At 68.6% G+C, this 13,015-nt stretch carries 8 protein-coding genes; 5 read left to right on the top strand and 3 right to left on the bottom strand.

Features of this window, described 5'->3' with window-relative positions; translation table 11 throughout:
* Positions 1 to 10: 10 nt before the first annotated feature.
* From B1818_RS15435 to B1818_RS15420, 4 genes are all read left to right on the top strand, one after another.
* Positions 11 to 1,657, top strand: a complete 1,647-nt coding sequence (locus B1818_RS15435) for an FAD-binding oxidoreductase (RefSeq protein ID WP_078113294.1) — start codon at positions 11 to 13, stop codon at positions 1,655 to 1,657.
* A gap of 42 nt (positions 1,658 to 1,699) precedes the next feature.
* Entirely contained in the window at positions 1,700 to 3,898 is a 2,199-nt protein-coding gene (pta, locus tag B1818_RS15430; protein ID WP_139363031.1) for a phosphate acetyltransferase, read from the top strand.
* Positions 3,895 to 5,097 carry an acetate kinase gene (locus B1818_RS15425; protein ID WP_078113229.1) on the top strand — a complete coding sequence of 401 codons (1,203 nt, stop codon included), beginning with the start codon at positions 3,895 to 3,897 and terminating at the stop codon, positions 5,095 to 5,097. Before pta ends, B1818_RS15425 begins: the two co-directional genes overlap by 4 nt.
* Before the next feature lie 157 nt (positions 5,098 to 5,254).
* Entirely contained in the window at positions 5,255 to 7,039 is a 1,785-nt protein-coding gene (locus tag B1818_RS15420) for an HNH endonuclease signature motif containing protein (RefSeq protein ID WP_078113228.1), read from the top strand.
* A 2-nt stretch (positions 7,040 to 7,041) separates the two neighbouring features.
* On the opposite strand, the gene B1818_RS15415 is transcribed toward B1818_RS15420, so the two are convergent.
* From B1818_RS15415 to B1818_RS15405, 3 genes are read right to left on the bottom strand one after another with little or no spacing between them, the layout of a single operon-like run.
* Positions 7,042 to 9,642, bottom strand: coding sequence for a serine/threonine-protein kinase (locus tag B1818_RS15415; RefSeq protein ID WP_078113227.1), 2,601 nt, complete (start codon positions 9,640 to 9,642; stop codon positions 7,042 to 7,044).
* A 5-nt stretch (positions 9,643 to 9,647) separates the two neighbouring features.
* Positions 9,648 to 10,643, bottom strand: coding sequence for a glutamate ABC transporter substrate-binding protein (locus tag B1818_RS15410; protein WP_078113226.1), 996 nt, complete (start codon positions 10,641 to 10,643; stop codon positions 9,648 to 9,650).
* The gene (locus B1818_RS15405; protein ID WP_058249606.1) at positions 10,640 to 12,091 is read right to left on the bottom strand and encodes a hypothetical protein; all 1,452 of its coding nucleotides are present in this window, start codon (positions 12,089 to 12,091) and stop codon (positions 10,640 to 10,642) included. Before B1818_RS15405 ends, B1818_RS15410 begins: the two co-directional genes overlap by 4 nt.
* Positions 12,092 to 12,441: 350 nt before the next feature.
* On the opposite strand from B1818_RS15405, the gene B1818_RS15395 reads away from it, so the two are divergent.
* On the top strand, positions 12,442 to 12,924 hold the full coding sequence (locus B1818_RS15395; protein WP_058249916.1) for an NUDIX hydrolase: 483 nt from the start codon (positions 12,442 to 12,444) through the stop codon (positions 12,922 to 12,924).
* The last annotated feature ends 91 nt before the right edge of the window (positions 12,925 to 13,015 follow it).

Genomic DNA, 13,015 nt, shown 5'->3' with positions numbered 1-13,015 from the left:
CGGTGAGCACATGTCCGACGAAACCGCGATCCCCGTCGTGGGGATGCTCCGCCCGCGGTGGGGAGACCCGGCGCGCACCGCCGAGCTGCCCGGCGCCGCAGCAGCTCTGGCCGGGGACCGGGAAGCCGCCGCCGGCGTCGACCCGGACACCATCTCGCCGGCTCTGTCGACGGTCGATGCTGCTGTCCGCGAGGATATTTCGGCGGTCGTCGGCGCCGACAACGTCTCCGACGCGGACGCGGCACGGGTGCAGCACACGCGCGGGTACTCCACCCCGGACATCCTGCGGTTGCGCGCGGGTGACGCCGACGACGCGCCCGACCTCGTCGTGTACCCGGGCGACCACGACGAAGTGGTCGCGATCCTGCGGGTGTGTTCGGAGCGACGGATCGCGGTGGTGCCGTTCACCGGCGGGACATCCGTGGTGGGTGGGTTGACGCCGGACCGCGCCGGACTCGCCGGCGTGATCAGTCTCGACCTTCGCCGCCTCGACCGCGTGGTGGAGATCGACGAGATCTCCCGGACGGCGACCCTGCAGGCCGGTCTGCGCGGACCCGCGGCCGAGGCGCTCCTGCGCGAGAAGGGTTGGACCATCGGTCATTTCCCGCAGTCCTATGAGGGCGCCGGAATCGGTGGCTATGCCGCCACTCGCTCGGCCGGCCAGTCGTCGGCCGGATACGGGCGCTTCGACGAGATGGTCGAGGGCCTCGTGTTGGCGACTCCGCGCGGAACCATCGAACTCGGTACCGCGCCGCGGTCGGCGGCCGGACCCGACCTGCGTCAGCTGGTCCTCGGGTCGGAGGGCGTGTTCGGTGTCATCACGAGCGTGCAGATCCGTATCCGCCCGGCCCCGACGACCCGCGTCTTCGACGCCTGGCGGTTCGCCTCGTTCGCCGAGGGCGTGACCGCTCTCCGTCGGCTGGCCCAAGACGGTCCCCTGCCGACGGTGCTCCGGCTGTCCGACGAGGTGGAGACGGCGTTGAATCTCGCTGATCCCGCCGGCGCCGGGAGCGAAGCGAGCGGGCCGGATGACGCCGGCGCCGGGAGCGGTGAGGGCGATGGCGATGGCGATGGCGGCGGGTGTCTGGTCGTCGCCGGGTACGAGGGTGCGGCCGACGAGGTGGCGCGGCGACGCGATGCGGCATCGTCGGTGTTGATCGACGCCGGTGGCGGGGCGCTGGGGGAGGGTCCCGGAGAGGCCTGGCGGACAGGACGTTTCGCGGGACCGTACCTTCGCGACCCGTTGCTCGATGCCGGGGTGTTGGTCGAGACGCTCGAGACCGTCGCGTTCTGGTCGCGGCTGCACGACGTGCGCGCCGCGGTGACGGCCGCGCTGACGGACTCGCTCACTGCCTCGGGTACGCCGCCGCTGATCATGTGCCACGTGAGTCACGTCTACGCGTCGGGTGCCTCGCTGTACTTCACGGTCGTCGCACCGTTCGCCGACGACCCGCTGGCGCAGTGGGGGGCGGCGAAAGTCGCGGCCAATTCCGCGATCCGGGCGTCCGGTGCCAGCATCACCCATCATCACGCGGTCGGGCGGGATCACCGTGACGCGTACCACGACGAGATCGGGCCCCTGGCCCTGGACGCGTTGCGGTCGGTCAAGGCGTCGCTCGATCCCGACGGTGTGTGCAATCCGGGTATTCTCCTCTGACGCCCGACTCCGGGACCGGGGTTGCCCGGTCCGTCCGCCACTATGCTGGGGCGCATGGCCACGGATAGAGTCCAGACCGCCGACGCCGACGGACCCGCGAGCGCGGATCAGATCGTCGCCGACCCCACGACCAGCATCTACATCGCCTCGGCCGAAGGCGAGACCGGTAAGTCCATCGTCGCGCTGGGGTTGCTGGCCCTGCTGTCGGCGACCGGCGGGCGGGTCGGGGTGTTCCGTCCGATCTCGCGGACGGCCGCGGAGGATCGTGATCCGATCCTCGATCTCCTCCTCGACTACGAATCCGCCGACCTCCCGTACGAGGACTGTCTCGGTGTCACCTACGAGGAGGTGCACAACGATCCCGAAGGCGCGGTCGCCGAGATCGTCGCGCGCTTCCACGCCATCCAGTCCCGCTGCGACCGCGTGGTCATCGTGGGGTCGGATTACACCGACGTCGGCACCCCGTCGGAGCTGAGCTACAACGCCCGGATCGCCGCGAATCTGTCGGCGCCGATGGTGTTGGCGATCAAGGCGATCGACCGGTCGCCGGAAGAGATGCACGGATTGGCCGAGGGGCTGATCGCCGAGGTGACCGCTGCCCATGCCACCCCCGTCGCCCTGGTTGCCAACCGGTGTGACCCCGATCGCCTCGACGAGATTCGGGACCAGTTGCGCAGCACCGGGATTCCGGCGCTGTGCCTACCCGAGGAGCCGGTGCTCTTCGCCCCCACGATGGGGGAGCTCAAGGAGGCGCTCGGCGCGACGATGTACAGCGGTGACGAGGAATTGCTCGACCGCGAGGCGCTCCGGGTGATGGTCGGTGGCATGACCGTCGAGCACATCCTGGAGCGGCTCACCGACGGCACCGTCGTCATCACGCCAGCCGACCGGTCGGATGTTCTCCTCGCACTCGTGAACGCCAACACCGCACAGGGTTTCCCGCGTCTCGCCGGCATCATCCTCAACGGCGGACTCAAACCGCACCCGATGATCGAGGCGCTGGTGAGCGGGTTGAAGCCGACCCTGCCGATCATCAGCTGCCCGCAGGGCACCTACGACACCGCGCGTACCGCCGCTCACACGCGCGGCAAGGTGGGGGTGGGCTCGGTACACAAGATCGAGGCCGCACTGGCGATGATGGAGACCCATGTCGACCCCGAGAAGGTCATGCGCAACCTCAACGTGTCGACGCCTACCGTGGTGACGCCGCAGATGTTCGAGTACCGCCTGATCTCCCGTGCGCGCGCCGACCGAAAGCACATCGTGTTACCGGAGGGCGACGATGACCGGATCCTGCGGGCCGCCAACAGGCTTGCGCGGCGCAGCGTTGCCGACCTCACTCTGCTCGGTGATCCCGAAGCGGTGCGCGAGCGTTCCATCGAACTCGGACTCGACCTCTCCGACGTCACGGTCATCGACCCGGCCGAGTCGGAGTATCTCGACGAGTTCGCCCGGATCTACACCGAGCTGCGCAAACACAAGGGCATGGATCTGGAACGGGCCCAGGAGAAGATGCGTGACGTGTCCTACTTCGGCACGATGATGGTGCACACCGGGCGCGCCGACGGGATGGTGTCGGGGGCGTCGCACACCACGGCCCACACGATCCGGCCGGCCTTCGAGATCATCAAGACCAAACCGGGTGTGTCCACCGTGTCGAGCGTGTTCTTCATGTGCCTGGCCGACAAGGTGCTCGCGTACGGCGACTGCGCCATCGTCCCGGATCCGTCCGACGAACAGCTCGCCGACATCGCCATCTCCTCGGCGCAGACGTCCGCGGCCTTCGGTATCGATCCCCGGGTCGCGATGCTGTCGTACTCGACCGGGACGTCCGGATCGGGTGCCGACGTCGAGAAGGTCAAGACCGCAACCGAACTCGTGCGCGAGCGGCAACCCGATCTGCTGGTCGAGGGGCCGATCCAGTACGACGCCGCGGTGGAACCCTCAGTGGCGAAGACCAAGATGCCCGACTCGCCGGTGGCCGGCCGTGCGACCGTGCTGATCTTTCCCGACCTCAACACGGGCAACAACACGTACAAGGCGGTGCAGCGGAGCGCGGGGGCGGTCGCGATCGGCCCGGTGCTGCAGGGCTTGAACAAGCCGATCAACGACCTGAGCCGCGGCGCCCTCGTGTCGGACATCGTGAACACGGTCGCCATCACCGCGATCCAGGCCCAGCAGGAAGGTGTTGACCCACTCGCCGAGAACGTCGCCTCCGCCGAGGCCGAGGGTTCCCGATGAGCGGGGCGTCGGGTGCGGTGCTGGTGCTCAACGCCGGCTCGTCGTCGCTGAAATACCAACTGGTGCAACCGGCGGACGGCACAGTGATCGCGGAGGGCGTCGCGGAGCGGATCGGCGACTCCGGTTCGTCGATGACACACGAACAGAACGGCGAGACCGTCACCGAGACACTGGAACTCGACGATCACCTCGCCGCGGTCCGACGGGCGGAGCGCTTCTTCGCCGACAACGGAACCGATCTGGCCGACGCGGGACTGAGTGCGGTCGGGCATCGGGTGGTGCACGGTGGCCGGTCGTTCTACGAGCCGACGGTGGTGACCCCCGAGGTGATCTCGGAGATCGAGCGGATCTCCCCGCTGGCGCCGCTGCACAATCCGGCCAACCTGGTCGGTATCCTGGCGGCCCGGGAGTTGCTCCCCGATGTCCCCTCGGTGGCCGTGTTCGACACCGCGTTCTTCCACGGTCTCCCCGACGCGTCGGCGACATACGCGATCGACCGTGCGGTCGCGGACGAACATGCGATCCGCCGCTACGGTTTTCACGGCACCAGCCACGAGTATGTCTCCGGTCGGGTGGCCGAGTTCCTCGACCGCGACCCGGCGTCGCTGAACCAGATCGTGCTGCACCTGGGCAACGGCGCGTCGGCGTCGGCCATCGCGGGCGGGCAGCCGATCGACACGTCCATGGGGATGACCCCGCTCGAGGGGCTGGTGATGGGGACCCGCAGCGGTGACCTCGACCCCGGGCTGGTCCTGCATCTGAACCGGGTGGCGAACCTGTCCGTCGACGAGATCGACACGCTGCTCAACAAGCGTTCGGGACTTCGAGGTCTGTGCGGCGAGAACGACTTCCGCGCGATCACCGAATTGATGGACAACGGTGACGACGCCGCCCGACGCGCCTTTGACGTCTACATCCACCGTCTGCGCCGCTACCTCGGTGCGTACGCGTTCGCCCTCGGCCACGTCGATGCCATCACTTTCACGGCCGGGGTGGGGGAGAACTCCGCAGTCGTCCGCGCCCGTGCGCTGGCGGGGTTGGAAGGGTTCGGGATCATCGTCGATGACGAGCGAAACGCTCAGCGTGGCAAGGAGGCTCGACGCATCTCGGCCGACGACAGCGCGGTGGACGTGCTCGTAGTCCCGACCAATGAAGAGCTGGCCATCGCGCGGCAGTCGGCGGCGGTGGTGGCCGGGTAATTCTAAGTCGCAGGATTGAGCGAGCCTCGGCTGCCCCTACCACGCACCACCGACAAGATGAGCTCTGCGGATGGTCAACGAAAACCATTGCACGCCAGCGGCATAGCCGTTACACTCGATCATGTATTCGTGCAAACGTCTCCGGGGGGGGGTGACAATGTCTGACGAATCAATAACGCCGCAACCGCGCGCCGTCGAGTTGGTGGCCGATCTGCACGCGACCCTCGACAAACTGCAGACCGTCGACTTGTCCCCGTGTACCGACGAAGAACTGATGGAAGTCGCCGCCGCTACCGAACGCGCGATCGCTCGAACCACTTACGCCGGCGACCGCCAAATCGCCGAAATCGAGGCTCGTGATCTGCCCCGCAAGACCGGCTGCCGAACACTTATGCAGTTCATGACCCATCGGCTGCGGATCTCCAACCCGATGCGTCGACGCAAGCAGCTGAACGCCACCGCCGCGCTGACTTGCCTCAACGGCGACCGTCTCGAACCTGAACACCCCACGCTGGCAGAAGCTTTCGCCACCGGATCCGTGGGAACCGGGCACGTCCAGGCCGCCATCGATGTCCTCGACCAGATCCCGCATGCTGTCGAACACGACGTGAAAGTCGCCGCCGAGCGGCAGATGGCCGAGATCGCCGAAGCCCACACGCCCGCCGAGATCACCCAGCTCGGCTCGCGACTGCTCGCCCACCTCGATCCCGACGGCACGCTGTCCGACGACACCGAGCAGAAACGACGCCGCGGCCTGTGGATCGGACGCCAACGAGCCGATGGCACCGCCAAGATCTCGGGCACCCTCACACCCGAACTCCACGCCCGCCTGACGATGATGTTCGCGGTCTGGGGCAAACCCGGACTCAACAACCCCGACGACCCCGCCTCACCGTCCGGACCGGCCGGCACCGCCGACCCCGACGCCCTGGCCTCGGCAGCCGACCGCGACGGTCGCACCCTCGCCCAGACCAATCACGACGCGCTCGACGCCGCACTGGCCGCCGGATTCGCCGACGGCGCACTCGGGACGTCGCATCGCGGCCTGCCCGTCCAATTGATCATCAAAGCCGACCTCTCCGACCTGATCCGGGGAGCCGGACTCGCGACCACCGCCACCGGCACCCTGCTGCCCATCCGGGACTTGATCGCGATGGCCGGTGACGTCCAGCCGTGGTTGGCGATCTTCAAGGACGCCACCACTGTGCCGCTGCACTTCGGGCGCGGCAAACGCCTCGCCACCCGCGAACAGCGCCTCGTCTCCTTCACCCGCCCCGACGGGGAAGTGTGTTCGGCACCAGGATGCGATCAACCCGCCACCCACATCGAGCTTCATCACGCCGAACGAGACTGGGCCAAGGGCGGTCTCACCGACATCGACGACCTCGCCCCTGCTTGCCCGCGACATAACCGGATGGTCGGCGACCAACCCGGGCAGTACACCACCCGAATCGCCCGATCCGGACCCGACGAAGGCCGCTGCGTCTGGCGGTTGAACGCCGAAGCCGGCGCACCGCCCAATCCCGGTCGCCTGAACCGCCGACCCGACATACCCCGGCGGTTCGCAGAACATCTGAACACCGTGCGCGACGAGATCCACGGACCGACCACACAAGGGTTTCGCGGGCTCGGTCGCCGGACCCTTCGTGACGCGCCCTCCGCAAGCTCCGGGCGCTCCTCAGGGAGCAGGGGTGACGCGCCCTCCGCAAGCTCCGGGCGCTCCTCAGGGAACCGGGCTGACGCGCCTTCCGCAAGCTCCGCAGGGAGCCGGGGGCCCGGCGATCAAGCGCGCCGCTCATGGCTGAAAACCAGCCACGTCATCGACGTCCGACCACCACGGCGCGTGCGTCGTACCCGCATATCGCTTGTCGAGGCCCACCTCGCGGAGCTCTTGCGCGAAGACCCTCTCGTGCGCAACGCAGCAGGGACGTTCTTCGAATAGCCCTAGAACAACGTATTCGGCCGGACGTAGTTGGCGAGGTCGACGAGCATGAACCGGTGGTCCCGGTTGGTGCGGGTCAGGCGGGCCAGTTGGCGCAGTGAACGTTCGGTGCCGGTGCGAATGCCGTACTCGGTGAACGGGAAACCGAGCAGAGTCGAGGGTTCGTTGTCCTGCTTGGCGTCGTCGGGATTGTCATGAATCCAGCCCAGCGCGGTGCCCAGCACTATGAGCAGCATCCGCGCCTTGCGTGGTTCGGTGTCCGGGATCTGCTCGAGACGTCGTGCGGCCTCGACGATCTGCTCGCGGGTCACCTGCGAGGTGGGTCGCCCGTGCACGAGCGCGATGATCGCCGTCGCGCGCGCGGTGTTGAAGTGGCGGCTGGTGGCCGGCACCTCGTCGAGCGGCTGGATCGCGGCATCGATGTCACCGGCCGCCACGGCGAGCCGGGCCAGACCGAACGCGGCGGTCACGATGCTGTGATCGGTCAGCCACAGATCGTGATAGTGATGTTGCGCAACGTCATACAGTTTGGCGATCTTCTCGGCAGACTTCGCCGGACCCTTCTCGTCGGCCAGCCAGCGGCCGATGAGTTCGGCGGTACCGGCGACGGCGAGCTTGGGCGCGACCTCGCCCGGCATCGCACCGAGGACCTCGTCGAAGCGCTCGTAGGCCAGTTCGGGTTCGTCGTTCATCAACGCGCAGATGCCCATGTACCACTCGACCCGCCACGAATCACCGTGGTGGGCGCGGACTTCCTGGAGAAGGGCGAGCGCGGTGTCGACGTCGTCGAGCTGCAGATGCGCGCGGGCCTCGGCGAGGTCGATCTCCCGCGACGGGTGGGCGTTCTTGACCGGCCGGCCGCCGAACAGTGAGGCGAAACCTTCTGCCCGGGCGGTGTTGATGGAATCCAGGGTCTGTCGCGGGTCCGACAGCGCGGCCGAGGTGAGCAGACTCGCCGCCGGGTCGAGGGGGTTGACCAGCGGGACGGGCAGGGCGTTGGCGATGTCCACCGGATCGTAGAACGCCGCCTGATCGGGGTCGAAGAAGCCGTCGACCGGCGCGAGCATCAGGTCGGTGCCGAACGTCGAGCGCTGCGGGGTGAAGACCGTGGACAGCGCGGGCCGCGGCACCCCGGTGTGCACGGCGACCGTCTCGCGCAACACATTCAGCACCTGGGTGCTCATCTCCTCCGCGGAGACGAACCGATCGGCCGGGTCGGGGGCGGTGGCGCGTTGCAGGAGGCGGTAGTACGACGGATTGTTGCGGAAGACAGGCGTTTTCGACGCGGCCGGCAGACCGTCGACGTAGCGTCCGTTCCGCATCTCCATCGGCACGGTCAGGACTGCGAGGGTGCGTCCGATGCTGTAAATGTCGGTCGCGATCTGCGGTCCGGTCTTGACGATCTCCGGTGCCTGGAACCCGGGCGTGCCGTAGAGGTGCCCGTAGCCGTTGATCGGCGAGACGGCGCCGAGATCGATCAGCTTCACCTCGTCGCTGCCGACCATGATGTTCTCGGGTTTCACGTCGTTGTAGACCAGGCCGACCGAGTGCAGATAGCCCACGGCGAGAAGCACTTCCAGGATGTAGGCCAGGCCCTGCTCCACCGACAGCAGGGAGTTGTCCGGATCGCCCGCGGTGATCTGTTTGAGCGTCTGGCCGCCGATGTACTCCATCACGATGTAACCGAAGCGGTCATCGTCGTCGACGTGCTCGACGAAGTTGTAGATCTTGACGATCCCGGGATGGTTGACCGAGGCCAGGAACTGCCGTTCCGCGACCGCGACGCGCTGCGCCTCCGAATCCGAGGAATTCAGCAGGCCTTTGAGGACGACGGGCCGGTCGCTCACGTTGCGGTCGATGGCCAGGTAGATCCAACCGAGGCCGCCGTGGGCGATGGCGCCGGCGATCTCGTACTGGTCGGCGACCAATGTTCCGGGAGCCAGTCCCGGGACGAAGGAGTACCGGGCGCCGCAGTTGCCGCAGTCGCCGGTCGGGGGACCGGCGCCCTCGCCCTCGGCTCGACCGACGGGTTTGCCGCAGCGCCAGCAGAACCGCTTGCTGTCGGCGATCACCGGGTCGTCGATGACGGCGTCCTCGGGTTCGATGTCGGTGATCTTCGGCATCTCGACCAGGCCGCTGCCGAGCCGCCGCTCGTGCACCGGCGGCCGACGCCGCGGAACCAGACGCCGACCGAGCGGACCCGAGTCGGGTTCCGGAAGGGGCACGGCCGGAGGTTGCCGTTCGACGCGGTCGGTCCGGTCGTCGGGGTCGACCCCCACGGTGAACACCGGTGCGACGGCCTGGGTTCCGACATCCGGGTCGGTGCGTCGGCCGGGCCGGGGGTCGGTGGTGTCGTCCATGTCGTCGGGGCCCTCGGTCAGCGCCGCCAGGTCGGCCCGCTGGGTGCCGACGTCGACCACCTTCGCGGTCGTCTCCGCGTCCTCACCACCGGGACGGCCACCGCCCGGGCCGGGACCGTCGAGGCCGGTGTCGTCGTCGCCGAGCAGGGCGTCGAGCGAGACCCGCTGGGTGCCGAGGTCGTCGCCCCGTTCGCCGTGGGTGACGTCGTCTGTGTCGTGATCGTTTCGGGCCGCGTCGTCCATGGGGATCAGTCCCGGTAGTACGGCTGGGGAGCGCCGTACCCACTGTCGAGGATGGACAGCCACCGGTCCCGGATCTCCTGCCAGCGGCCGGTCACCCGGATGCGCTCGAGCACGCCGTTGACGAACCGGATCATGTCGTCCTGGCCCTTGGGAATCCCGACGCCGTAGAACTCCTCGCCGAGGCTGGGGCCGACGACCCGCAACCACGGATCCTGCGCGGCGAGACCGGCGAGGATCGCGTCGTCGGTGGTCGCCGCGTCGATCTGACCCTGCTGCATCAGTACCAGACAATCGGCCCAGGTCGTCGTGCTGACGATCTTGGCTCGGGGCTGGATGGCCTGGATACGACCGATCGAGGTGGTCCCGCGCGCGGCGCAGACCCGCTTGTCGGCGAGCTGCGCCGGACCGGTCACGTTCGAGTTCCGGAACGACAGGATGCGCTGGGACGCGACGTAATAAGGAGCCGAGAAACTGATGTCGCGCAACCGGTCGCAGGTGATGCTCATCGTCTTGATCACCAGATCGACCGTCATGTCCCGCAGGGCGTCGATCCGCTGCGCCGAGCTCAGCACCTGGAACTCGACGCGGCGGTCGTCGCCGAAGATGGCGCCGGCGATCTCGTGCGCGATGTCGACGTCGAAGCCCTGGATGTCGCCGGTGATCGGATCGCGGAAGCTGAACAGGTTGGACCCGATGTCGAGCCCGACGATGAGCCGGCCCCGCTCGAGGATGCCGGCCATCGTCGAATTGATCGGCATCTGAGCAGGCGGCGGCATCTGGGCGGGCGGCCGCAGGGTCAGGGTCGCGTTGCAGGCCTCGGAACTCGGCGGCGGTTCGACGGGCACGTCGAACTGGACGCCGGGCAGCATCGGTTGCCCGGCGGTCGCCGTCGGTGGGGGTGAGTCGGGTGCGGGGAAACGCACGCAGCCGGTGGCGACGAGGCCGGTGAGCGCGAGCAGGACCACGACGGTCAGCAGGCGGCGAGGCGAGGGGACGGTCATCGGTACTCCCGGATGCGCGGGATGAGACCGCCCACGACCGCGACGCCGGCGAAGACGGTGAGCAGCAGGATGCCGGTGCCGGTGAACCCGAGGACCCGTTGCGCGGTGTTGATGTCGTCCCGGAAGGAGTTCCGGGCAGTCGTGATCGCATCGACCAGCGCGGTGTCCACCGCGGTGTAGGCGCGGGCCGAACTGTCCGGTCCGTCGCCGACGGTGTGCAGGCGCGCGAGACCGAAGTTGCCGGTCTGGATGTAGCGGCGGACCGCGGCGTCGGTGCGGCGCCACTCGGTCAGCGCCGCCGTGACCGTGTCCAGTTGTTCGCCGGTGACCGCGCTGTCGCCGTCTTCGGTGCCCTCGCGGACGTCGTCGACGATGTTGCCGATCTCGCTGGTCGCCGCGGAGAAGCTGCGCTCGAGACCGCCCTGATCACCGCGGCGGATGAGCGAGAGCGTCTCGGCCGACCGCGCCTGCTGGGTGAGGATCCGGGCGGCGGTCAGGTCGCGGAGCGGGTCGGCGCCCTCGGTGCGGGCATCGCTGGTGGCGGCCACCGACATCAGACCGGAGGCGAGCAACCACAGGGTCCCGACGCTGAGGGCGAAGATGGCCGCCACGATGCCGATGTTGAACCGCCGCCGGGTCCGCCGCGCCAGGTAGCGCGACGTCAGGACAAGCGCGGCGAGCAGGAACAGGAGCGGCGCATACACGGTCCAGGGTGGACGGGTGAGGGTCTGCTGGGGGTCGGCGATGGCCATCGATCGCCGTTCGTAGAGGCGCTGGGCGGCCGGGAGGATCTGGTCCTGCATCATCGACGACGCCTGGCCGAGATACGCCGATCCCACCGGGTTGCCGAGCCGGTTGTTCGTCCGCGCCGTCTCGATGAGTCCGCTGTAGACCGGGATCGAGGTGGACAGGGTCTCGAGATCGGCGCTGACCGCCTGCTCGGCCCGGTCCGACACCATGCCGGAACCGGGTTCGCTGGAGGTACCGGTGGCCAGGATCAGCGACGACGACGCCGTCGCCAGCGCGTCGGAGTAGCGCTGTCGCAGATCGGGGGTCTCCAGTCCGCCGGAGATGAAGGCCGCGTTCGCCGACGCATCGGCGATCGACAGCGAGCTGTAGAGAACCTGCGCGGCCTCGGCGAGCGGTTCGGTCCGATCGATGAGGCGCTGCAGGGTCTGGGTGCGGTCCTCCAGGACCGTCGATGCGTACAGGCCGGTGCTCAGACAGCCGAGCGCCAGGATTCCGCAGATGATGATCAGCTTGCCCGGGGTCGTGACGGCGAAGTGGCGCAGGGTCTGGAACGGGGACTGGGCGCGTTCCCGGGCGGTGGCGACGAGTTCGCGTCGGTCGGCGAGCACCTGGCGGATCGGGGGTGAGGCCTGCGCCGGACGGATCGTGCGACCGCCACGCGTCAGCGCCGTCCGCACGGAGGACGCGTCGCCGGTCACCTACCTGATCCCTTCTCAAACGCTGGATCGTCTCCGGTGCGGTCCTACGGTCACCGGTTCCCCGTTCCGGATTCGCGTGACCGGGCGATCAACGTCAGGGGTTGTGTCATCTGGGTCATCGTTCACCGGGTCGTGCGTGTTTCACCCTATGTCATCGTGCCGGGTTCCTCCCGAGTCGACCGGCGCGGCGCCGCCGACCTCGGCGGTTCGCGCGTGACCGGGTACTTGCCGATGGCACCTCGTGGTTCCGAGCCGCGATGAGAGGGCTTCGCGGTCTCCCTGGCAGGTGTTGCGCATCTCACTTACGGTGGAGGCACCCGGTCGGGGCGACCGGGTTGCGAGGAGGCGTGGTGCGCGGCGACGGCGACGGCTGGGTGATCGATCCCGACGGTTCTCGATACTGGGGTATCCACGGCGCGGCAGGTCTGCTGCTGCGGGCGCCGCTGCCGGACGGATCGACCGGGGTGCTCCTCCAACACCGCGCCGCGTGGTCGCACCAGGGCGGCACGTGGGCGCTGCCCGGCGGGGCCCGCGACTCGCACGAGGGTGCCATCGACACCGCGATCCGCGAGGCCGAGGAAGAAGCCGGGATCACCGCCGACGACCTGCGCGTCGTCGCCGCGGTCGTCACCCTCGAGGCGCCCGGCGGATGGACCTACACGACGGTCATCGCCGAGACGGACTCGCCGGTCCGCACGGTCGCCAACTTCGAATCCACGGAACTGCGATGGGTCGACGAGAAGCGCGTCGATCAACTCCCGCTGCACCCCGCGTTCGGACTTGCGTGGCCCGTCCTCCGCGAGCGGATCGCGATGTTGGATCCCCAGAGCTGATCACCGCTCCCTAAGAGCCTGCTGAATTAGGGTCCAGCCTGGGTTGAGGTTCCTGCTGCGGGGATGTGTCGGTTCCGGGGTGTGGTCGTGG

The organism is Gordonia sp. IITR100, assembly GCF_002009645.1.
In the GTDB taxonomy this organism is placed as follows: domain Bacteria; phylum Actinomycetota; class Actinomycetes; order Mycobacteriales; family Mycobacteriaceae; genus Gordonia; species Gordonia hongkongensis.
Note: the sequence above shows the minus strand (reverse complement) of the source record. Positions and strands in the feature narration are given on the sequence as shown.